We start from the raw sequence: 22,025 nt of genomic DNA, 5'->3' as shown, positions 1-22,025 counted from the left end.
GTCGGCTCAGTAATGCGGCGGTGGCGGTTCGCTGGCGGCATCGCCGGCCACCGGGCTGGCGGCCATCGCGCTGCGCAGGTGACGCAGTTCCTCCAGTGCACGATGCAGCAGCAACGCATTGCGCGATTCCTCATCGCGGGCGGCGGCCAGCGCATCGCTGAGGTCCTGCAGGGCCCGCTCCTGGAAGGCGAGCCGCATTTCCAGATCGATGAAGCGCTGCTCGCTCGCGTCTGCATTCATCGCAAGGAGATCACGCGGGCGAGCGCAGCGAGCGCCCTCGGGCGATGCCGTAGTACGCGAGGCCAGCAGCTTCGACTTCAATCGGCTCGTACAGGTTGCGGCCATCGAACACGGCGCGATCGGCCAGCGTGGACGCCAGCATCGCGAAATCCGGGCTGCGGAACTGCTTCCATTCGGTGACCACGACCAGTGCGTCGGTGCCCTCCAATGCGTCGCTGGCCGATGCGCACAAGGTCAAATCATCGCGTTCACCGAAGATGCGACGGGTTTCCTCGATCGCTTCCGGATCGTAGGCGCGCACGCGCGCACCGGCATCCCACAACTGCTGCAACAGGCGGCGGCTGGAAGCTTCGCGCATGTCGTCGGTGTTCGGCTTGAACGCCAGCCCCCACAGCGCGACGGTCTTGCCGCGCAGTGCATCGATACCGCCGTAGTGGCGCACCATCAACTCGAACAGATGGCCCTTCTGCGCTTCGTTGACGGCTTCCACCGCGCCAAGCAGCCGCGGCTCCACGCCGTGCTGATCGGCGATGCGGGCGAGCGCCTGTACGTCCTTGGGGAAACAGGAACCGCCATAGCCGGCACCGGGATAGATGAAGTGCCAGCCGATCCGCGGATCCGAACCGATGCCCTTGCGGACGTGTTCGATATCGGCACCCACCTGTTCGGCGATGTTGGCGATCTCGTTCATGAAGCTGATCTTGGTCGCCAGCATCGCGTTGGCGGCGTACTTGGTCAGCTCGGCGGAACGCACGTCCATCGCCACGATGCGGTCGTGGTTGCGGTTGAACGGTGCATAGAGACGCTTGAGCGTGGCCACGGCCGCCGGGCTGTCGGCACCGATCACGATGCGGTCCGGGCGCATGCAGTCCTCGACCGCAGCGCCCTCTTTCAGGAATTCGGGGTTGGACACGACATCGAAGGCGATGCTTTCGCCGCGTGCCGCGAGTTCGGCCGCGATCGTCGTACGCACCTTGTCGGCGGTGCCCACCGGCACGGTGGATTTGTCCACCACGACCACCGGCTTGCGCAGGTGCTGGCCGATCGTCCTGGCTACCGCCAGCACGTACTGCAGGTCGGCGCTGCCGTCCTCGTCCGGCGGCGTGCCGACGGCGATGAAGATCACCTCGCCGTGGGCTACACCTGCGGCGGCATCGGTGGTGAAGCGCAGCCGGCCGGCCGCATGGTTGGCCTTGACCATCGGGGTCAGGCCCGGCTCGTAGATCGGGATGATCCCGTGTTCCAGGCCATCTATCTTGGCCGCGTCGACATCGACACAGACCACGTCATGGCCCACCTCGGCCAGACAGGTACCACTCACCAGGCCGACATAGCCGGTGCCGAAGATGCAGACGCGCATGCATTATTTTCCGTTTTGAAGCACCAGATGCGCACCCGCAGATGCGCATCCGGTGCGGGATGACTTACTTGGCCGGCTGGCTCTTGACGATTTCGATCAGCTCGACTTCGAACACCAGCGGCTGGTTCGGACCGATCGTCGGTGGCGCCTGCTCGCCATAGGCCAGCTGTGCCGGGATCCAGAACTTGAACTTGGAACCGACGGGCATCAGCTGCAGGCCCTCGGCCCAGCCCGGAATCACGCCCTGCAGCGGCATCACCGCCGGCTCGCCACGATCGTAGGAACTGTCGAAGGTCTTGCCGTCCAGCAGGGTGCCCTTGTAGTGCACCTTGACGCCGTCGGCGGCACCCGGCTTCGCGCCCTTGCCTTCGGTCATGATCTGGTACTGCAGGCCCGATGCGGTGGTGACCACGCCGGGCTTCTTGCCGTTCTCGGCCAGCGCCTTCTGGCCCTTTTCCATGTTGGCCTTGGCTTCCGCCAGCGACTTGGCGATCTGCTTGGCCTGCATGCGCTGACCGAACGCTTCGCCGATCTCCTTGGCCTGCTCCTCGGTCAGCAGCAGCTTCTCTTCGGCGATCGCGGCGCGCAGGCCTTTGACCAGGGTATCGACATTGACCTCTTCCTTGATCTCGATCAACTGCTTGCCCATCGACATGCCGATCATGTAGCTGGCCTGTTCCTTCTCGGTCGGCAGTCCCGGATAACCGGTCTTGGCGGCGGCATCCTTGCCGGCTTCCGCCGTCTTGTCGGGGGCGCCATCGGCCGGCTTCGGCGCGGACTTGTCGCACGCGGCCAGCGCGAGGGTGGTGGCAAGGGCAAGCAGGGTGATGCGGGCGTAGGGCTTCATCAGGAACGGACTCCGGGACATGCGATGGATTGGGCCGGCGCGATGCGGCGGCGGAAGGATTGGGCGTTGCAAGATGTGGTGATGCTTGTTCGTTGAGGTTTATTCGACGCCGAGCAGTTCGACATCGAAGGTAAGAGTGGAGTTCGGCGGGATGTCCCGGCCCATGCCCTTTTCGCCGTAACCGAGCTTGGCCGGGATCCAGAAGCGGTACTTGCCACCGATCGGCATCAGGCCGACGCCCTCGGTCCAGCCGGCGATGACCTGGTCCAGACCGAACTCCGCAGGCTGGCCGCGCTGGTAGGAACTGTCGAAGACGGTGCCGTCCAGCAGCTTGCCTTCGTAGTTCACCTTGACCCGCTGGCCGGGCTTCGGACGCATGCCATTGCCCTGGCGCAGGACCATGTACTGCAGGCCGCTCGGGGTGGAAAACACGCCCTTGACCGTCTTGTTTTTCGCGAGGAACGCCTCTTCATCCTTCAAGCTGGCTTGCGCCACGGCAATGCGCTGAGCGGCATTCGCGGCGCTGACCCTTGCCGAGAAACTCGCGCGCAGGGCGTCGGCTTCGGCAGTGGTGAGCAGGGTCTTGCCGCCGGGAGTGGTCGCGTCCTTGAAGCCGCGCATCAGCATCGGCAGGTCGACTTCGCGGCTGATACCGGCAAGCGAGCCCCCCACGTTGCCGCCGATCAGAAAACCGGCCTTCTGCTTGTCGATCGTGGGTGCCGGCTTGCCGTTCTTGCGCGCATCGATGCTGGTCATCAGCACCTGCGAGGTCTGCTTGGTCGCCGCCTCGTCGAGCAGGGGCTTGCCACCGGCCATGCCGTTCGCAATCGCCCGCTCGAAAGCGCTGATGTCCATGTCCGGCAGTGCTGGCCCGACCGATTTGGCAACGTCCATGCCGACCATGTAGCTGATCTTGTCGCGGTCGCTTTGCAATCCCGCCTCCTGCGCATGCACCAGGCCGGCGACCAATGTCGCGATCAGCAGCGCAACCAGCGCCCGCAAGGAAAAGCTCATGGTGGTCTCCGGTCAGCCGCCACGCGGCAAGCCCGCCATTGTCCTTGCAGCCGTCTGGCGGGGCAATCCCGCTGGCCCAACCCACCATGACTTCAGTTGGGTACGCAGGGACTTGACCAGAGAAAATCTAGTGTTATAGTTGCCTACAACACTGAACACCCAGAGCAGGACGTTCTCATGAACCGCAAGCTCCACAACTCACTGATGGCCGTGGTCGCGAGCAGCGCGCTGCTCGTTGTTGGCCTGCTGGCGGCGGTACCGGCCCAGCAGTCACTGGTTCCGCAACCGATGATTGCGCTCGCGATCGCCGAGGAGGCGCAGGCAGATGCCCCGCCCCGCGTCGACGAAGCCGACAGCACCACCGAAGCCCCGCGTCGCCAGGCCCGCTTCCGCGGCCAGTCGGTGCAGATGCCGTTCTTCTCCTTCGTTCCCCGGGGCTGAGCCGTGGCCGCCGTCGAATGGAGCGATGGAGCTCCGATCTACCGCCAGCTGAAGGAACGCGTGGTGGCCATGTTGCTCGATGGGGTGCTGAAGCCGGGCGACGCCCTGCCGTCGGTGCGCCAGGTCGCCGCCGAGTACCAGCTGAATCCGATCACCGTCTCGCGCGCCTACCAGGAGCTCGCGGACGACCAACTCGTCGAAAAACGTAGGGGACTGGGCATGTACGTGACCGAAGGCGCGCCGACGCGGTTGAAGACCAGCGAACGCGATCGCTTCCTCCATGAAGAATGGCCGCTGGTGCTGGAACGCATCCAGCGACTTGGGCTGGACCTGCAGGAACTGCTCGACCCGAAGGGCAAGTGGGGGGCGAAATGAGCGCTGCCATGGATCGTTCCGTGATCACCGCGCGCGGCCTGCGCAAGGTCTACAAGAACAAGGCTGCGCTGAACGGCACCGACTTCGAGATCCGCGCCGGGCGCATCGTCGGCCTGATCGGCCCCAACGGCGCCGGCAAGACCACCGCGCTCAAGGCGATCCTCGGCCTGGTCCCGTTCGACGGCGAACTGAAGGTGCTGGGCAAGGATCCGCGCACCCAGCGCGACGAGCTGATGAACGAGGTCTGCTTCATCGCCGACGTGGCCGTGCTGCCCCGCTGGATCAAGGTGAAGGACGCCATCGAGTTCGTGGCCGGCGTGCACCCGCGCTTCGATGCCGCCAAGTGCCGCCGTTTCCTGCACGGCACCCAGCTCACCGACAACCTGCGGGTGCGCGAGATGTCCAAGGGCATGATCGTGCAGCTGCACCTGGCGCTGGTGATGGCGATCGACGCCAAGCTGCTGGTGCTGGACGAACCCACCCTGGGCCTGGACATCCTCTATCGCAAGCAGTTCTACCAGCGCCTGCTGGAGGATTACTTCGACGAGGACAAGACGATCATCGTCACCACCCACCAGGTGGAGGAGATCGAGCACATCCTCACCGACGTCATGTTCATCCGCGACGGCAAGGTGGTGCTGGATGCGCCGATGGACACCCTCGCCGTCCGCTACACCGAAGTGCTGGTCGATGCCGGCAAGCAGGACGAAGCACGCGCGCTGAATCCGATCGATGAACGCGCCCTGCCGTTCGGCAAGACCGTCATGCTTTTCGACAGCACGCTGTCCGCCGGTGCAGACCCCGCGCGCCTGGATGCATTGGGCGAAACCCGCACGCCGGGCCTGGCCGACCTGTTCGTCGCCACCATGAAGGGAACCTACGCATGAACACCCCCGTCGACGCGATGGAAATGGATGTCGCGACCCAACGCGCGCCCCGCGCGGCACCGCACGCCACGCACAAGTTCAAGTTGTTGCTGAAACGCGAGTTCTGGGAGCACAAGGGCGGCTTCTTCTGGGCACCGATCTGGGCCGGCGCAATCTCCCTGCTGCTGGCGCTGATGGCCGTGATCGTCGGCGAGGTGACGGCACGCAAGGCGATCGCCAGCGGCAAGATGCAGATCGACGGCGACGTCACGATCAACGGCCTCGACCTGGGTGCGCTGACCTCGAAGATGGATCCCGAGAACCTGGGCAAACTGCCCGAGATCATCGACCTGAGCATGCTGATCTCGTCGATGTGGCCCATGGTGGTGCTGGGCTTCGTGGTGTTCTTCTACTGCCTGGGCAGCCTGTACGACGAGCGCAAGGATCGCAGCGTGCTGTTCTGGAAGTCACTGCCGCTGTCGGATCGCGACACCGTGTTCTCCAAGGCCGCCAGCGCGCTGCTGGTCGCCCCGACCCTGGCGGTGGGCGCCGCGATCGCCTGCATGTTCGCCTTCATGTTGCTGATCAGTGCCGTCGTCCTTCTGCACAACGGCAACCCGGTCACCTTGCTGTGGGGTCCCGGCAGCCCGCTGGCCAATGCCGGCCTGCTGCTGGCGTCGATCCCGATCTATGCGTTGTGGGCACTGCCCACGGTGGGCTGGCTGATGCTGTGCTCGTCCTGGTCGAAGAGCATGCCGTTCCTGTGGGCGATCATGATCCCGGTGTTCGCCGGCATCTTCATCAGCTGGTTCGAGGTGATGAACGTGTTCGACCTGCAGAGCGGCTGGTTCTGGAAGAACATCGTGGCCCGCAGCCTGCTGAGCGTGTTCCCCGGCACCTGGGTGGACGTGATGGATCTCGGTGCGATCGCCAAGGGCAACGCCCCCAGCCACGCCATGGTGTTGCGTTCGACCTACAGCGTGCTGGTCAGCCCGCAACTGTGGATCGGTGCCGCCGCCGGCATCGCGATGCTGCTTGCCGCGGTTCGCATGCGCCGCTGGCGCGACGACAACTGATCCCCTTCCCTCTTTCCAGGACAACGACGATGAAGACCCGCAACCTCCTCGCCATCGCCCTGCTGGCCGCGGCCCCGCTGTTGACCGCACAGGCTGCGGACGGGAACACCGGGATCGCTGGCGAGATCCGCCAGGAGTTGGCCGATGCACGCAAGGAAGTGCGCATCGAGCTGGCCAAGGCCAAGCAGGAACTGGACACCGGCAATCTGCGCCTTGACAACGGCTTCCGTTTCGGCGCGCACGACACCAGCAACTCGAAACGCGCCAAGGCGGACCTTGCGCCCGCCGAGATCACACCGCGCGGCGACCTGCTGATCGACGGCAAGCTCCAGGCCATCGATGCCGGCCAGCGCCGACAGCTGCTGGCCTACCGCGGGCAGGTGATCGTGATCGCCAAGACCGGGATCGACATCGGCCAGCGCAGTGCGGACGCCGCGTTGGAAGCCGTCGGCAGCGGCTCCTGGGTCGGCCTGCTGGTCGGTGCAATGACCGGTAGCCTGGAACGCCGCGTTGAACGCGTCGTCAAGCAGGAAATCGAACCCGGCGTGCGCCGCATCTGCCGGCAACTGCCGGCGATGATGGCCTCGCAGCAACGGTTGTCGGCAAGCCTGCCGCAGTTTCGGCCGTATGCCACCCTCGAAACGGACGACGTCGCCAACTGCGAACGCGACATCCGCGATGAATTCGCGTCGCGCTGAACCCACACACCGATTTCCAAGGAGTCCGCGATGAAGCATGCCCATACCCTTGCCGCCGCCCTGATCGCCTGCCTGGCGCTGGCCGCCTGCAGCGAGCCCCCCGCACCGCCCGCGCCTCCGGCAGCACCCGCCCCACCGGTCGCCAGCGCCAATGACAGCTTCATCGGTCGCCACGTGGGCGGCGCGATCGAGCAGGCGCGCAAGGAACTGGCCACGCAGAACATCAGCATCGGCGATGGCATGCACATCAACATCAACGGTCGGCAGATCCATTCGGACGGTAACGGCACTCTGCCGAAGGCCGAGATCACCCCGCAGGGCGACCTGTTGATCGAAGGCAAGTCGGTCACCATCACCGCGGCGCAACGCGCCGAATTGCTGGCGTATCGCGGGCAGATCCTCGGCATCGCCGAAGCCGGCATGGCGATCGGCGCGCAGGGCGCCAACATCGCCGGGCATGCCGTGTCCGGTGCGATCGGCGCGATCTTCGGCGGCAAGGAAGGCGAAGAAGCCTTCGAGAAGAAGATCGAGGCCGAAGCCGCCAAGATCGAGGCCGAGGCGATGAAGCTGTGCACGCGTCTGCCGGCATTGCTGGCTGGCCAGCAGGCGTTGGCAGCCTCGCTGCCGGAGTTCAAGCCGTACGCACGGATGACCCAGGCCGATGTCGAGGACTGCGGCAAGGATGTGGGCAAGGGCAAGGGCATCGCGGTCACCAGCGGCGCATGAGGAAACCGACGATGAGCCTTCTCCCTGCGCCTTTGCTGCTCGCACTTGCCCTGGCACTGCCGGTAACCGCCGCGCAGGCGGGGGATGATCCCAAGCTCAATCAGGCCTTCCAGGATCATGTCGCCTACGTCGCCACCTTCGCGATGCCGGTGCTGATCGAGAAGTGCGGCGTGGCCGACAGCGGCTACCTGCAGAAGGCGGCGCCGCTGTACTTCCGTTACGTCAATTCGCATCAAGACCAGATCGAGCGGGGGCGGATGCTCACCCTCGCCGAGCTGGGACCGGACGAAACCTTGCGCGGCTATCGCGAAAGCACGATCGCCAGGCGACTCGGCGCGCTCGACACCGGCTCGCCGGAACAGAAGGCGAAGACCTGCCAGGGCGCGCTGGCCTTCCTCGGCGGCATGAAGGTGCCTGGGGAATGGCCGTCGCGAGACTGATCGACGCGTCGTTCAACCCGCGCCGGCAACTGCGCCGGCCTTGATGCCGCCCTTCGCAAGATCGGCGGGATCCAGCAACCGGCGCAGCGATTTTTCATCCAGCCCAGAATCTTCCAGCGCGACATCCAGCACCGGACGACCCTCCGCATACGCACGCTTGGCGATCTTTGCGGCCAGCTCGTAGCCGATCACCGGGTTCAGCGCGGTGACCAGGATCGGATTGCGATCCAGCGCGGCAGCCACGTTGTCCTTGCGCACCTGCAGCCCGCCGATCGCCTTGTCGGCCAGCGCAGTGATGCTGGCAGACAACAACTGCAGCGACTCGTCGAGGTCGCAGGCGATCAGCGGCAGCATCACGTTGAGCTGGAAATTGCCGCTTTGCCCGGCGATCGAAATCGCCTGGTGCAAGCCCATCACCTGCGCGCAGACCATGCACAGCGCTTCCGGGATCACCGGATTGACCTTGCCCGGCATGATCGAACTGCCCGGCTGCAGCGCCGGCAACTCGATCTCGCCCAACCCGGCCAGCGGACCTGAATTCATCCAGCGCAGGTCGTTGCCGATCTTCATCAACGCCACCGCAAGCGCATTGAGCTGGCCGGACAACTCGACCAGGTCGTCCTGCGCGGCAAGCCCCTCGAAGGTGTTCGCGGCCTGTTCGAATTTCGCTCCGGTGGCGACCGACAACGCCTTGGCCACCCCCTTCCCGAACTTCGGATGCGCATTGATGCCGGTGCCGATCGCAGTGCCGCCGATCGGCAACCGGCGCACCCGCTTCAGGCTGTCCTCGATGCGCGCCTGCGCGGAATCCAGCTGGGCCGACCACGCGCCGAACTCCTGCGCCACCGTCAACGGCATCGCATCCATCAGGTGGGTGCGGCCGGTCTTGACGATCTTGCGGAGCGCCTTGGCGCGCTTGTCGATGGTCTTGCGCAGGTGCTGCAGCGCCGGCAGCAACTGCCGTTTCGCGCCCTGCACTGCCATCACCCGCAACGCGGTCGGAATCACGTCGTTGCTGCTCTGGCCCAGGTTGACGTGGTCGTTGGGATGGATCGGCAAGCCCGAGGCCTTCGTCGCCAGGTGGGCAATGACCTCGTTGGCATTCATGTTGCTGGAGGTGCCGGAGCCGGTCTGGTAACGATCGACCGGGAACTGGTCGGCATGCGCGCCACCGGCAATGGCGGTGGCGGCCTCGACGATGGCATCGGCCTGCGCGCGTGCCAGCAAGCCCAGGTGCCCGTTGACCAGGGCGGCGGCGGCCTTGGTCAAGGCCAGTGCACGGATGAATGCCTGCGGCATCGGCCGGGCGCTGATCGCGAAATTGTCGATCGCGCGCTGGGTCTGCGCGCCCCACAGCGCCTTCGCGGGCACGCGCAACTCGCCCATGCTGTCGTGTTCGATGCGGAAGCCGCTTGCCTTGCGGATGGCCATTGCCTGCTCCTGTGCGGAATCGGCCGAGCATAGCGCCGCGGCGGTTTAGAATTACGCATCCCCGCAGCCGCCAACCTCCATGTCCGACGCCCTGACCGCTCTGTCCCCGCTCGATGGCCGCTATGCCGGCAAGGTCGATGCCCTGCGCCCGATCTTTTCCGAGTACGGTCTGATCCGCGCGCGGGTCAAGGTTGAGGTGGAATGGCTGCTGGCCCTGGCCGCGGAGCCGGGCATCCCCGAACTGGTGCCGTTTTCCGATGCCGCCACCGCCCGCCTGCGCGCGCTGGCGCAGGACTTCGCGGTGGAAGATGCCGCGCGGGTCAAGGCCATCGAGGCGACCACCAACCACGACGTCAAGGCGGTCGAGTACCTCATCAAGGAACGCCTGCAGGACGATGCCGAGCTGGGCCCGGCGCTGGAATTCGTGCACTTCGCCTGCACCAGCGAGGACATCAACAATCTCTCCTACGCCCTGCTGCTGAGCAAGGCGCGCCAGCACGTGCTGCTGCCGAGGCTCGACGCACTGATCGCGAGACTCCGCGCGATGGCCCACGAACACGCGGCGCTGCCGATGCTCTCGCGCACCCATGGCCAGACCGCCTCGCCGACCACCGTCGGCAAGGAACTGGCCAACGTCGTCGCCCGCCTGCAACGCCAGGGAGAGGCACTGGCCGCGCTGCCGATGCCCGGCAAGATCAATGGCGCGGTCGGCAACTACAACGCGCATGTCGTCGCCTATCCCGACATCGACTGGCCGGTGTTTTCGCAGCATTTCGTCGAATCGCTCGGCCTGGACTGGCAGCCGTACACCACCCAGATCGAGCCGCACGACGGCATCGCCGAACTGTGCGACGCCTGCAAGCGCATCGACACCATCGCCATCGACCTGTGCCGCGATGTCTGGGGCTACATCGGCCAAGGCTACTTCAAGCAGGCGGTGAAGGCTGGCGAAGTGGGCAGCAGCACGATGCCGCACAAGGTCAACCCGATCGACTTCGAGAACGCGGAAGGCAACTTCGGCATCGCCAGCGCGCTGTTCGAGCATTTCGCCGCCAAGCTGCCGATCAGCCGCTGGCAGCGCGACCTCACCGATTCCACCGTGCTGCGCGCACTCGGTACCGCTTTCGGCCACATGCTGATCGGCTTCGATGCCCTGCAGCGCGGCCTGGGCAAACTGAGCGTCAACCCAGACCGGCTGGCCGCCGACCTCGATGCCAGCTGGGAAGTGCTGGCCGAAGCCGTGCAGACGGTGATGCGTCGCCACGGGCTGCCCAGCCCGTACGAGCAGCTCAAGGCGCTGACCCGCGGCCAAGGCATCAGCGAGGCCTCGATGCGCGAGTTCATTGCCACCCTCGACCTGCCCGCCGCAGACAAGCAGCGCCTGCTCGAGATGACCCCGGGCAGTTACACCGGCCTGGCCGAGCAACTCGCCAGGAACGCATGAGGATGAAGTTCGCCCTTGCCGCCTTGCTCGCGTTCGTTCTTGTGAGCGGCTGCCAGGCACCGCCGACCATCGCGACCGCGACGTCAACATCCGAACCCGCCGTGCGCACGTTGCCCGCACCGACAGCTTGCGCCGAGGATGCCGGCTGGAGCGATCCGACCACGCCGCGGCATGTGTTCGGCAACACCTGGTTCGTCGGCACCTGTTCGATCAGCGCGATCCTGGTGACATCGGCCGACGGCCACGTCCTGATCGATGCAGCGACCGCCGAGGCGGTGCCCGCGATCATCGCCAACATCCGTGCCGCGGGTTTCCGGGTCGAGGACATCCGCAGCATCCTGGTCACCCACGAGCACAACGACCATGTCGGCGGCGTGGCCGGGCTGCAACAGGCCAGCGGCGCGCGGGTGCTGGCGCGCGCGGTCGCGGCCGAGGCGCTCAAGGCGGGCCGCAGCGACCGTCGCGATCCGCAATTCGAAGAGACCGGCGCGTTCCCGCCTGTAGCCAACGTTGTCACCCTGGTCGATGGCAAAGACGTGACCTTGGGTTCGTTGCGTTTCAGGCACCTGCCCAACACCGGCCACACCGCCGGCGGATCCGGCTGGGCCTGGCGCAGCTGCGAGCGCGCGACCTGCCGCGACATCGTCTTCCCCGACAGCAACAGCGCGATCTCCGACAAGCATTACCGCTACAGCGATCATCCGGAGCACGTTGCTGCATTCCGCCGCGGGCAGGCGCTGGTCGCCGCGCAACCCTGCGACATCCTGATCACCACCCACGTCCACTCCAGCGACCTGCTGGCGCGACTGGACGGTAGCCAGCCATTGGTCGATGCCGGCGCATGCAAGGCCTACGCCGAACGCGGCCTGGCCGGCCTCGACAAGCGTCTTGCCGACGAACGCGCGGGAACCGCGCCATGATCGAAGTCCACGCCACCAACAAGCACTTCCTCGGCATGCCCGCCGCCGAGTTCCTGCGCGAGTACTGGCAGAAAAAACCGCTGCTGATCCGCAACGCCTTCCCCGGTTACGAATCCCCGCTGCAACCCGAGGACCTGGCCGGACTGGCCTGCGAAGACGGCGTGCTGGCGCGACTGATCGAACACGATGCGGCCGCCGACGGCTGGCGCGTGCGCCACGGGCCCTTCGCGGAAGACGACTTCCCCGGCCTGCCCGACCACGACTGGACCCTGCTGGTGCAGGACATGGACAAGTGGGACGCCGACCTGCGCGCCCTGCTCGACCGCTTCGATTTCCTGCCGCGCTGGCGCATCGACGACGTGATGGTGAGCTTCGCCGCCACCGGCGGGTCGGTTGGCGCGCATGTCGATCAGTACGACGTGTTCCTGCTGCAGGCGCAGGGGCATCGGCGCTGGCAGATCGATGCGTCGGACAAGCCGCCGCTCGCGTTCCGCGATGACGTCGAATTGAAACTGCTGCGCGTCTTCCAGCCGGACCACGATTGGGTGCTCGCCCCCGGCGACATGCTCTACCTGCCGCCGGGCGTGCCCCACCACGGCATCGCCCAGGATCCGTGCCTGACGTTCTCGATCGGCATGCGCGCGCCGGCGACCACGGAACTGCTCGGCGACTACGTCGATGCCCTGTCCGCGGAGGCACCGGAGTCGCTGCGTTACACCGATCCCGACCTGCAAGCACCGAAGGATGCGCACGAAATCGACGACGCGGCGATGCAGCGCGTGGCCGATGCACTGCGCCAGTTGCGGATGGACGATCCGGATCGCTTCGGCGATTGGTTCGGCGGCTTCATCACGACGTATCGCAGCGCGGTGCAGCCGGCCGCCGACGACAGCCCGCGACCGCGGATCGAAGTCGAATGGGACCTGGGCCAAGGCGCGAGCCTGCAGCGTCATCCTTGGTCGCGGATGGCCTGGCGGCGGGCCTCGAAGGGCGCGCGCCTGTACGCGGGCGGGCAGGCGCATGCGATGCCGGTGCGCGACGCGCAGCGACTGGCCGCCGCCAACGAGATCGATGGCGTCCTTTACGACGCCTTGTCGACGGCCGGCCGCGATGCGGTGTTCGCCCTGCTCGACGGCGGCCACTATCGCCTCGACGTCTCGGACGAGGCCGAATGACCGACGACCCGCGCCTGCAGCCGTACCGCGTCGACGTGGTCGGGTTCGAGGCCGCGCTGGCCGAACTGCGCAGCGTGCGCGACGAGGTCTTCGTCGGCGAACAGGGCGTGCCGATTACCCTGGAGCACGACGCGCTGGATCCGCTCTGCACGCATGTGCTCGCCCGCCTGCTCGACGGCAGCCCGGTCGGCACTGCGCGGCTCACGCCGGACCGCAAGATCGGGCGGATGGCCGTGCGCGCAGCATGGCGCGGACGCGGCATCGGCGACGCGCTGTTGCGCGCACTCCTCGACGAAGCGCGCAGGCGCGGCTGGCCGGAGGTGCGGTTGAATTCGCAAGCCAGCGCCATCGGCTTCTACGCACGCCACGCCTTCCGGCCCGAAGGCAAGCGCTTCATGGAAGCTGGCATCGAGCACCTGTCGATGGTGCTGGCGTTTACCGGCCCGACAAGGATCGACAGCCGCGAGGCCGCTATCGAAGCGGCCATCGGCATCATCGAACGTGCACGCCGCAGCGTGTGGATCCGCAGCGTTGCGCTGGATCCGTGGCTGTACGACGACGCAGGCGTGCTGCAGGCGCTGCGCAGCTTCGCCACCCGTGGCGGCGGTCAACAGGTCTTGGGGCTGCTGCACGATGCCGCCGGCCCGCAGCAGGCGCATTCGCCCATGCTCGCGCTGGCCCAGCGACTGCCCAGCATCTTCCTGTTCCGCGAGCTGCAGGATCCGGTGGATCGAAACGATCCGGCCGCGTGGATCGCCGGCGATGGCGGCGGCTACTACCTGCGCAGCCTGGGCGAACGCGTGCAGGGCGAGGCCGAACAGGACGCCCCGGCACGGGTACGGCAACTGGCCGCGCGCTTCGATGATGGCTGGCAGCGTTCGCGCCCGGTCAGCGAATACCGGGCGCTGGGACTGTGAACCCCGGCCCCTTCGACGAAGGGATGTGATGCGGTGCGCAAGCCGCTCCGGCTATAATTCCGTTCCTTTCGCCCGCCCATTCAGCGGGCTCGCACCGGATGGCAAATCCATCCGGATCAATCACTTATCGCAAGGCCGCTAGCCACGCCATGGTGGACAGTCTCCTGAAGCAGTTTGCCCAGACCTCGCAACTCGGTGCCAATGGCGCCTATGTGGAGGATCTCTACGAGCAATACCTGGTCGCCCCGGACCGCGTCGACGCCAAGTGGCGGCAGTATTTCGATGGCCTGAAGGGCCGCGAAGCCGGCGACGTCCCGCACTCCGCGGTGATCGACCAGATCGCCCAGGCCGGCCGAATGGCCGCACGCGGCGTAGTCAGCGCGGCGACTGGGACCGGCGACGAGCGCGAACGCGGGGTCGGCAAGCTGATCACCGCGTATCGGTCGCGCGGGCATTTGGCCGCCAAGCTCGATCCGCTGGGCCTGACCATCAACCCGGAAGCGCCGGACCTGGCGCTGGGCTTCCATCGCCTCTCCGAAAGCGACACCGGCAGCGAGTTCAGCACCGGCGGCGTGGCTGGTCGCGAGCGCATGAAGCTGGGCGAGTTGCTCGGCCTGCTCAAGGCGACCTACGCCGGCAGCGTCGGTGCCGAGTTCATGCACATCACCGACGCCGAACAGCGCCGCTGGATGTACGAACGCCTGGAGAAGGCCGCCGGCAACTACGGTCGCACTGCCGACGACAAGCAGCGCATCCTCGAGCGCCTGACCGCAGCGGAAGGCCTGGAGCGCTACCTGCACACCAAGTACGTCGGCCAGAAGCGTTTCTCGCTGGAAGGCGGCGACAGCCTGATCCCGCTGCTGGACGTCATGATCCAGCGCGCCGGCGGCGACGGGGTCAAGGACATCGTGATCGGCATGGCCCATCGCGGCCGCCTCAACGTGCTGGTCAACACGATGGGCAAGCCGCCGCGCAAGCTGTTCGACGAGTTCGAAGGCAAGTTCGAGCACAGCCGCGCCGGCGACCATGCGCACACCGGCGACGTGAAGTACCACATGGGCTTCTCCGCCGATGTCGCCACTCCCGGCGGTCCGGTCCACTTGGCGCTGGCGTTCAATCCCTCGCACCTGGAAATCGTGGATCCGGTGGTCGTCGGCAGCGTGCGTTCGCGCCAGCTCCGGCGCAACGACCGGGAACGCAAGCAGGTCCTGCCGATCGTCCTGCACGGCGACGCCGCGTTCGCCGGCCAGGGCGTGGTGATGGAACTGTTCCAGATGTCGCAGGCGCGCGGTTTCCGCGTCGGCGGCACCGTCCATGTCGTCATCAATAACCAGGTCGGCTTCACCACCAGTGCCGCCGAGGACGCACGTTCCACGCTGTACTGCACCGATGTTGCGAAGATGATCGGCGCGCCGATCCTGCACGTGAACGGCGACGATCCCGAAGCCGTGGCCTTCGTCTCGGAGATGGCTTTCGATTTTCGCCAGCGCTTCGGCAAGGACGTGGTCATCGACCTGGTCTGCTATCGCCGCCACGGCCACAACGAGGCCGACGAGCCAGCCGCGACCCAGCCGCTGATGTACCAGAAGATCCGCGCGATGAAGACCACCCGCGAGCTGTACGCCGCGCGGCTGGATGGCGAAGGCAGCGTGAGCGCGGCCACGTCGCAGGCGCTGGTCGATGGCTATCGCGACACGCTGGACGCCGGCGATGTCACCACCGAGGTAGTGCAGGTCAAGGCCGACGAATTCACCATCGACTGGCATCCGTACCTGTCGGCGAAGTTGTCCGACCCGGTCGACACCCGCGTCGAGAGGACCACGCTGGACGAACTCGCCACTCGCATCAATGCGATCCCGGACGCGGTCAAGCTGCATCCGCGCGTTGCCAAGATCTACGAAGACCGCCGCAAGATGGCCGCCGGCGAACAGGCCGGCGACTGGGGCTTCGCCGAGAACCTGGCCTACGCCACCCTGATCCAGGAAGGCTACCGCTTGCGTTTGGTCGGCCAGGACTGCGGCCGCGGTACCTTCTTCCATCGCCATGCGATCCTGCACGACCAGGCCACGGACAATTACTACCTGCCGCTGCGCGAACTGTTGAAGGACACGCCGGACCGCAGCCTGGAACACGTGACGATCATCGACTCGCTGCTCAGCGAAGAAGCGGTGATGGCCTTCGAATACGGCTACGCCACCGCCGATCCGATGACGCTCGACATCTGGGAAGGCCAGTTCGGCGATTTCGCCAACGGTGCCCAGGTCGTCATCGACCAATTCCTGTCTTCCGGCGAAGCGAAGTGGGATCGCCTGTGCGGTCTGGCGCTGTTCCTGCCGCATGGCTACGAGGGCCAGGGACCGGAACACAGCTCGGCGCGCCTGGAGCGCTTCCTGCAGCTGTGCGCGATGGAGAACATGATCGTTTGTGCGCCGACCACCCCGGCGCAGGATTTCCACATGATCCGCCGACAGATGCGCATGGGCACGCGCAAACCGCTGGTGGTGATGACGCCGAAGTCGCTGCTGCGCCACAAGCTGGCGGTGTCCACGCTGGACGAACTGGCCAACGGCGAGTTCCAGCGCCTGATCCCGGACACCACCGCCAGCGCGAAAAAGGTGCGCAGGATCGTGGCCTGCTCCGGCAAGGTCTATTACGACCTGCTCGATGAAGCGCAGAAGCAGGGAATCACCGATGTCGCGCTGGTTCGCGTCGAACAGCTGTATCCGTTCCCGCGTCCCGAACTCGCCGCCGAGATCAAGCGTTTCGGCTCGGCTACCGAAGTCGTCTGGTGCCAGGAGGAACCGCAGAACCAGGGCGCGTGGTACCAGATCAAGCATCACCTGCAGGCCTGCCTGCAGGGCAAGCAGTCGTTGACCTATGCAGGTCGTCATCGCTCGCCCTCGCCCGCTGCCGGCCACCTGGCCGAGCACGTCGCCGAGCAGAACAAGCTCATCGCCGATGCGCTGGTGAACCCGGTCGGCGCCGAGATCACCGCCGAATAAACCCCTTCGCACCAACATTCCAACGCATACCCGACAGGACGCCCGCATGGCCACCGAAGTCAAAGTTCCGGTTCTCCCCGAATCCGTGTCCGACGCCACCATCGCCGCCTGGCACAAGAAGGCCGGCGACGCGGTCAAGCGCGACGAGAACCTGCTCGACCTGGAAACCGACAAGGTCGTCCTGGAAGTGCCCTCGCCGGTGGATGGCGTGCTCAAGGAAATCAAGTTCGAAGCCGGTGCCACGGTGACCAGCCAGCAGCTGATCGCGGTGATCGAGGAAGGTGCCGCAGCCGCAGCACCTGCTCCCGCCGCAGCCGAAGCGCCGAAGGCCGCCCCGGCCGCCGGTGCCGAAGAGGTCCAGCCGAAGGCCCAGGCCGCAGCCGCGCACGCGGCTGCACCGGCCAGCACCACGCCTGCACCGGCTGCCGGCGACCTGCCGCCGGGCGCGCGCTTCGCCGCGACCACGGCGGGCGTGGACCCCGCGCAAGTGGAAGGCACCGGCCGCCGCGGCATGGTCACCAAGGAAGACATCGTCAACTACGCCAGCGGCAAGACCGCCGGCGTGAGTGGCGGCGCGCGCCCGGAAGAGCGCGTGCCGATGACCCGCATGCGTACCCGCATCGCCGAGCGCCTGATGCAGTCGAAGAATTCGATCGCCATGCTGACCTCGTTCAACGAGGTCAATCTCGGCAAGGTCATGGCGATGCGCAAGGAGCTCGGCGAGTCCTTCGAGAAGGCCAACGGCATCAAGCTCGGCTTCATGAGCTTCTTCGCCAAGGCCGCCGCGAATGCGCTGCAGCGCCATCCGATCGTCAACGCCTCGGTCGACGGCAGCGACGTGATCTACCACGGCTACGCCGATATCAGCATCGCGGTGTCGACCGACAAGGGCCTGGTCACGCCGGTGCTGCGCAACGTCGAGCGCATGGGTTTCGCCGACATCGAAAGCGCGATCGCCGACTACGCGAAGAAGGCCCGCGACGGCAAGCTGGGCCTGGACGACCTGCAGGGCGGCACCTTCACCATCACCAACGGCGGCACCTTCGGCTCGCTGATGTCGACGCCGATCGTCAACCCGCCGCAGAGCGCGATCCTGGGCATGCACGCAATCAAGGAGCGCGCGATCGTCGAGAACGGCCAAGTGATCGCAGCGCCGATGATGTACATCGCACTGAGCTACGACCACCGCATCATCGACGGCAAGGACGCGGTGCTGTTCCTGGTCGACATCAAGAACCAGCTCGAGAATCCGCACCGGATGCTGCTGGGCATGTAATCGCACGAAGCCCTGCGCAAGCGGGGCTTCTCGTTTGAACCAACGGAAGCGAAGCAATGAGCGAACAACAGCAATTCGATGTCGTCGTGATCGGTGCCGGCCCGGCCGGCTACCACGCCGCGATCCGCGCCGCGCAGCTCGGCCTGAAGACCGCCTGCATCGACGCAGCGCTGGGCAAGGACGGCAAGCCGGCGCTCGGCGGCACCTGCCTGCGCGTGGGCTGCATCCCGTCCAAGGCGCTGCTGGATTCCAGCCGCCAGTTCTGGAACATGGGCCACCTCTTCGACCAGCACGGCATCAGCTTCGAGAAGCCGGCGATCGACGTGGCCAAGATGGTCGCCCGCAAGGACGGCATCGTGAAGCAGTTCACCGGGGCATCGCCGCGCTGTTCAAGGCGAACAAGGTGAGCGCGTTCTACGGCTTCGGCCAGCTGCAGCCGGGCAACATCGTCAAGGTGAAGCAACACGACGGTTCCGAAGTCGAGCTCAAGGGCACCAACGTCATCATCGCCGCCGGTTCGGATTCGATCGAACTGCCGTTCGCGAAGTTCGGCGAGCACATCATCGACAACGTCGGTGCGCTCGACCTCGAAGCGGTGCCGAAGCGCCTGGGCGTGATCGGCGCCGGCGTGATCGGGCTGGAACTGGGCAGCGTATGGAACCGCCTCGGCTCGCAGGTGACGATCCTCGAAGGCCTGCCGAATTTCCTCGCCGCCGCCGATGCCGAAGTGGCCAAGGTCGCCGCGCGCGAGTTCAAGAAGCAGGGCCTGGACATCAAGCTGGGCTGCAAGTGCACCGCCACCGAAGTGAAGGCTGACGGCGTGCACATCAGCTACACCGACGACAAGGGCGAACAAACCCTCGTGGTCGACAAGTTGCTGGTGGCCGTGGGTCGCCGCGCCGCGACCAAGGGCCTGCTGGCCGAAGGCACCGGCGTGAAGCTCACCGATCGCGGTCTGGTCGAGGTCGATGAGCACTGCCACACCGGCGTCGATGGCGTGTGGGCGGTCGGCGACTGCGTGCGCGGGCCGATGCTTGCGCACAAGGGTTTCGAGGAAGGCATCGCGGTGGCGGAGTTGATCGCCGGCCTGCCCGGCCACGTCAACTTCGACACCATCCCGTGGGTGATCTACACCGAGCCGGAGATTGCGTGGGTCGGCAAGACCGAGGAGCAGCTGAAGGCCGAGGGCATTCCGTACAAGGCCGGCAGCTTCCCGTTCGCGGCGGTCGGTCGCGCGGTGGCGATGGCCGAGCCGGCGGGCTTCGTGAAGGTGTTGGCGCATGCCGAGACCGACACCATCCTGGGCATGCACCTGGTCGGCGTGAATGTCTCCGAGCTGGTCCACGAAGGCGTGCTGGCGATGGAGTTCAAGGGCAGCGCCGACGATCTGGCGCGCATCTGCCACGCCCATCCGTCGCTGTCCGAAGCCGTGCACGACGCGGCAATGGCGGTGCACAAGCGAGCGATCCACAAGGCGAACTGATTTCGCCGGTAGGCCGTGCCGAGGCGCGAAGTTTTCGCAACACGCCGCAAGTACGTCCATGTAGGCTTCTCGGCGGCATCCGTGCCGCCGAGAGTTGCGAAAACCCCGCAGCGCTCCGGCGCCTCGTCCAGCTTCAATGTGACCCAGACGGCGCACTTCGGTGCGCCGTTTTCGTTGGTGGCGCGCGATAATCGACGCATGAAAACCATCTGCGTCTACTGCGGTTCCAACGCCGGCAACGACCCGGCGTATGCGTCACAGGCCAAGGCCCTCGGCGCTCGCCTCGCGGCCGACAACATCGCGCTGGTCTACGGCGGCGGCAACGTCGGCCTGATGGGCATCGTCGCCGACGCCGTGCTGGCCAATGGCGGCGACGTGATCGGCGTGATCCCCCAGCAACTGGTCGACTGGGAAGTCGCGCACCGCGGCGTCACCCGCCTGGAAGTCGTCGACTCGATGCATACGCGCAAGGCGCGGATGTTCGAGCTGTCGGACGGGTTCGTTGCCCTGCCCGGCGGTTTCGGCACGCTGGACGAGATGTTCGAGATGCTGACCTGGCGCCAGCTCGGGCTGGGCAAGAAACCGTGTGCCTTCCTCGACGTCAACGGCTTCTGGCAACCCTTGATGGCGATGCTCGACACGATGGTGCGCGAACGCTTCCTGCACGCCGAGCAACGCGACGACCTCTGGCATGGAGAAGACATCGACGCATTGCTGGCCTGGATGCGCGACTACGTGCCCGCGCAGGCGGACAAATGGCTGGACGAGAAGCGCCGCAGCCAGCTCAAGCTTACGCCGGAGGATGTATGAGCGTTCCCGCGAATTTCCGCGCGTTCCGCATCCGCGACGATGCCGCCGGCTATCGCAGCGGCATCGAGACGATTTCGCTTGATGACCTCAATCCCGGCGAAGTGGTCATCAAGACCGCGTACTCCTCGGTCAACTTCAAGGACGCGCTGGCCGGCACCGGCCAGGGCAAGATCCTGCGCAGGTTCCCGCTGGTCGGCGGCATCGACGTCGCCGGCCATGTGATCGCATCGACCGACCCGGCCTTCAAGGAAGGCGATGCGGTGCTGGTCACCGGCAGCGGCCTGTCCGAAACCCGCGACGGCGGCTACGCCGAATATGCGCGACTGGAATCGAAGTGGGTTGTCGCCCTGCCCGATGGATTGAACCTGCGCGAATCGATGATCCTCGGCACTGCCGGCTTCACCGCTGCGCTCGCCCTGCTGCGCATGGAAGCCAACCGGCAAGTGCCCGGCCTCGGTCCATTGGCGGTTACAGGTGCCACCGGCGGCGTCGGCTCGCTGGCCATCGCGATCTTCCGCAAGGCCGGCTACGAGGTGCACGCGATCAGCGGCAAGGCCGACCAGGTCGATTACCTGAAATCTCTGGGCGCAAACGAAGTGCTCGGCCGCGATGCGCTCGCCACCACCCGCCCGATGGACAACGCACGCTTTGGCGGCGGCCTGGACAACGTCGGCGGGCCGATGCTGACCGCTTTGCTGGCGCAGACCGCACCCTACGGCAACGTGGCCAGCGCTGGCCTGGCGGCAAGCCATGAACTGCATGCGACTGTGATGCCCTTCATCATCCGCGGCGTGTCCCTGCTCGGGGTGGCCTCTGCCGGCACCGCGCGCGACATTCGCGACGAGGTCTGGCGGCGCCTTTCGTCGGACTGGAAGCCCGCTGGTCTGGACGCGATCTGCACCCGCGAAACCACGCTGGACGGCCTGCCCGGCGTGTTCGCCACGATGCTTGCCGGCGGTTCGCTGGGCCGGACCGTGGTGCGCCTCGCGGAATCGACCTGAATGGCTTGCGGGCATCGTTACGCCCGCTACAATCGGCGGCAACTACGGGGAACTTCATGGCACGCATCCTGATCGTCGACGACTCGCCCTCCCAATTGATGGGCATCCGCCGCATCGTCGAAAAGCTGGGGCACGACGCACTGACCGCGGAGGACGGCGCAGCCGGCGTGGAAGCCGCCAAGCGCGAAATCCCCGACCTGATCCTGATGGACGTGGTGATGCCGAACCTCAACGGCTTCCAGGCGACCCGCTCGATCACCCGCGAGCCGACCACCAAGCACATCCCGGTGATCCTGGTGACCACCAAGGACCAGGACACCGACCGGGTCTGGGGCATGCGCCAGGGTGCGAAGGCTTACATCACCAAGCCGTTCAGCGAATCCGAATTGTCGGAACTGATTGTCCAGTACCTGACCTGAGTCGGGAAACAGCCGTATTTCTGCGGCTGGCTGAAGCGTTCGCACCATCGAAAACGCCGGCGCA

General features: G+C 66.2%; 21 protein-coding genes and 1 pseudogene. 17 read left to right on the top strand and 5 right to left on the bottom strand.

Annotated features, from left to right (window positions below):
* Positions 1–6: 6 nt before the first annotated feature.
* The 4 genes from H9L16_RS12655 to H9L16_RS12640 all read right to left on the bottom strand — a co-directional run bounded on the left by H9L16_RS12655 (position 7) and on the right by H9L16_RS12640 (position 3,461).
* The gene (locus tag H9L16_RS12655) at positions 7–240 is read right to left on the bottom strand and encodes a SlyX family protein (RefSeq protein ID WP_187552031.1); all 234 of its coding nucleotides are present in this window, start codon (positions 238–240) and stop codon (positions 7–9) included.
* Positions 241–250: 10 nt separating this feature from the next.
* Positions 251–1,600: a UDP-glucose dehydrogenase family protein gene (locus H9L16_RS12650; RefSeq protein WP_187552030.1), complete on the bottom strand. Its 1,350-nt coding sequence runs from the start codon at positions 1,598–1,600 to the stop codon at positions 251–253.
* A gap of 64 nt (positions 1,601–1,664) precedes the next feature.
* Positions 1,665–2,468 (bottom strand): FKBP-type peptidyl-prolyl cis-trans isomerase, encoded by an 804-nt coding sequence (locus tag H9L16_RS12645; protein ID WP_187552029.1) that lies wholly within the window; start codon positions 2,466–2,468, stop codon positions 1,665–1,667.
* Positions 2,469–2,546: 78 nt separating this feature from the next.
* Positions 2,547–3,461: an FKBP-type peptidyl-prolyl cis-trans isomerase gene (locus tag H9L16_RS12640; RefSeq protein WP_187552028.1), complete on the bottom strand. Its 915-nt coding sequence runs from the start codon at positions 3,459–3,461 to the stop codon at positions 2,547–2,549.
* Between the two features lie 177 nt (positions 3,462–3,638).
* Here H9L16_RS12640 and H9L16_RS12635 point away from each other — a divergent pair, with 177 nt between their 5' ends.
* From H9L16_RS12635 to H9L16_RS12605, 7 genes are read left to right on the top strand one after another with little or no spacing between them, the layout of a single operon-like run.
* A complete protein-coding gene (locus tag H9L16_RS12635; protein ID WP_187552027.1) occupies positions 3,639–3,902 on the top strand; it encodes a hypothetical protein in 264 nt (87 codons plus the stop codon).
* Between the two features lie 3 nt (positions 3,903–3,905).
* Positions 3,906–4,277 carry a GntR family transcriptional regulator gene (locus H9L16_RS12630; RefSeq protein WP_187552026.1) on the top strand — a complete coding sequence of 124 codons (372 nt, stop codon included), beginning with the start codon at positions 3,906–3,908 and terminating at the stop codon, positions 4,275–4,277.
* Positions 4,274–5,164: an ABC transporter ATP-binding protein gene (locus tag H9L16_RS12625; protein WP_187552025.1), complete on the top strand. Its 891-nt coding sequence runs from the start codon at positions 4,274–4,276 to the stop codon at positions 5,162–5,164. Before H9L16_RS12630 ends, H9L16_RS12625 begins: the two co-directional genes overlap by 4 nt.
* A complete protein-coding gene (locus H9L16_RS12620) occupies positions 5,161–6,219 on the top strand; it encodes a hypothetical protein (RefSeq protein ID WP_308427020.1) in 1,059 nt (352 codons plus the stop codon). The genes H9L16_RS12625 and H9L16_RS12620 overlap by 4 nt, the downstream gene beginning before the upstream one ends.
* Positions 6,220–6,248: 29 nt before the next feature.
* A complete protein-coding gene (locus H9L16_RS12615) occupies positions 6,249–6,917 on the top strand; it encodes a hypothetical protein (RefSeq protein ID WP_187552024.1) in 669 nt (222 codons plus the stop codon).
* 30 nt (positions 6,918–6,947) lie between these two features.
* Positions 6,948–7,643, top strand: coding sequence for a YggN family protein (locus H9L16_RS12610; RefSeq protein WP_187552023.1), 696 nt, complete (start codon positions 6,948–6,950; stop codon positions 7,641–7,643).
* An 11-nt stretch (positions 7,644–7,654) separates the two neighbouring features.
* On the top strand, positions 7,655–8,083 hold the full coding sequence (locus H9L16_RS12605) for a hypothetical protein (protein ID WP_187552022.1): 429 nt from the start codon (positions 7,655–7,657) through the stop codon (positions 8,081–8,083).
* Positions 8,084–8,095: 12 nt separating this feature from the next.
* Here the strand turns inward: H9L16_RS12605 and H9L16_RS12600 are convergent, their stop codons facing one another.
* Positions 8,096–9,514 carry a class II fumarate hydratase gene (locus H9L16_RS12600; protein ID WP_187552021.1) on the bottom strand — a complete coding sequence of 473 codons (1,419 nt, stop codon included), beginning with the start codon at positions 9,512–9,514 and terminating at the stop codon, positions 8,096–8,098.
* Between the two features lie 79 nt (positions 9,515–9,593).
* On the opposite strand from H9L16_RS12600, the gene purB reads away from it, so the two are divergent.
* From purB to H9L16_RS12550, 10 genes and pseudogenes are all read left to right on the top strand, one after another.
* Positions 9,594–10,958 carry an adenylosuccinate lyase gene (gene purB / locus H9L16_RS12595; RefSeq protein WP_187552020.1) on the top strand — a complete coding sequence of 455 codons (1,365 nt, stop codon included), beginning with the start codon at positions 9,594–9,596 and terminating at the stop codon, positions 10,956–10,958.
* A 2-nt stretch (positions 10,959–10,960) separates the two neighbouring features.
* A complete protein-coding gene (bla, locus tag H9L16_RS12590; RefSeq protein ID WP_187552019.1) occupies positions 10,961–11,878 on the top strand; it encodes a subclass B3 metallo-beta-lactamase in 918 nt (305 codons plus the stop codon).
* On the top strand, positions 11,875–13,053 hold the full coding sequence (locus H9L16_RS12585) for a cupin domain-containing protein (RefSeq protein WP_187552018.1): 1,179 nt from the start codon (positions 11,875–11,877) through the stop codon (positions 13,051–13,053). The genes bla and H9L16_RS12585 overlap by 4 nt, the downstream gene beginning before the upstream one ends.
* Positions 13,050–13,970 carry a GNAT family N-acetyltransferase gene (locus H9L16_RS12580; RefSeq protein WP_187552017.1) on the top strand — a complete coding sequence of 307 codons (921 nt, stop codon included), beginning with the start codon at positions 13,050–13,052 and terminating at the stop codon, positions 13,968–13,970. Before H9L16_RS12585 ends, H9L16_RS12580 begins: the two co-directional genes overlap by 4 nt.
* Positions 13,971–14,122: 152 nt before the next feature.
* Positions 14,123–16,972 carry a 2-oxoglutarate dehydrogenase E1 component gene (locus H9L16_RS12575; RefSeq protein ID WP_229796560.1) on the top strand — a complete coding sequence of 950 codons (2,850 nt, stop codon included), beginning with the start codon at positions 14,123–14,125 and terminating at the stop codon, positions 16,970–16,972.
* Between the two features lie 46 nt (positions 16,973–17,018).
* Positions 17,019–18,248 carry a dihydrolipoyllysine-residue succinyltransferase gene (gene sucB / locus H9L16_RS12570; RefSeq protein WP_187552015.1) on the top strand — a complete coding sequence of 410 codons (1,230 nt, stop codon included), beginning with the start codon at positions 17,019–17,021 and terminating at the stop codon, positions 18,246–18,248.
* A 56-nt stretch (positions 18,249–18,304) separates the two neighbouring features.
* Positions 18,305–19,731, top strand: a pseudogene (gene lpdA, locus H9L16_RS12565) (dihydrolipoyl dehydrogenase).
* A 198-nt stretch (positions 19,732–19,929) separates the two neighbouring features.
* Complete coding sequence (locus H9L16_RS12560; RefSeq protein ID WP_187552014.1) at positions 19,930–20,541, top strand: LOG family protein; 612 nt, start codon at positions 19,930–19,932, stop codon at positions 20,539–20,541.
* Positions 20,538–21,542 (top strand): YhdH/YhfP family quinone oxidoreductase, encoded by a 1,005-nt coding sequence (locus tag H9L16_RS12555; protein ID WP_187552013.1) that lies wholly within the window; start codon positions 20,538–20,540, stop codon positions 21,540–21,542. Before H9L16_RS12560 ends, H9L16_RS12555 begins: the two co-directional genes overlap by 4 nt.
* Positions 21,543–21,598: 56 nt before the next feature.
* Positions 21,599–21,961: a response regulator gene (locus H9L16_RS12550; RefSeq protein ID WP_187552012.1), complete on the top strand. Its 363-nt coding sequence runs from the start codon at positions 21,599–21,601 to the stop codon at positions 21,959–21,961.
* Positions 21,962–22,025: the final 64 nt, after the last annotated feature.

The organism is Thermomonas carbonis (assembly GCF_014396975.1).
Taxonomy (GTDB): Bacteria; Pseudomonadota; Gammaproteobacteria; order Xanthomonadales; family Xanthomonadaceae; genus Thermomonas; species Thermomonas carbonis.
The sequence above is the reverse complement of the archived record's forward strand: the minus strand, read 5'-3'. Positions and strand labels throughout refer to the sequence as shown.